The organism is Streptococcus sp. SCPM-O-B-15304 (M98), assembly GCF_058200215.1.
Map to the genome: position 1 here is coordinate 1 of NZ_JBYQGQ010000054.1, position 265 is coordinate 265.

At 50.2% G+C, this 265-nt stretch carries 1 protein-coding gene; it reads left to right on the top strand.

The window, feature by feature from the left end; genetic code table 11:
- Positions 1-265: hypothetical protein (locus AC3E7H_RS10035; protein ID WP_490676521.1), on the top strand; the 265-nt coding region annotated here is incomplete at both ends.

The window sequence follows — 265 nt, forward strand, 5'->3', positions numbered from 1 at the left end:
AGCTGATGTGCTTGCACTTGTTGAAGCTGATGTGCTTGCTGATGTGCTTGCACTTGTTGACGCTGATGTGCTTGCTGACGTACTTGCGCTTGTTGACGCTGATGTGCTTGCTGATGTGCTTACTGATGTGCTTGCGCTTGTTGACGCTGACGTGCTTGCTGACGTGCTTGCGCTTGTTGAAGCTGATGTGCTTGCTGATGTGCTTGCACTTGTTGAAGCTGACGTGCTTGCTGACGTGCTTGCACTTGTTGAAGTTGATGTGCTA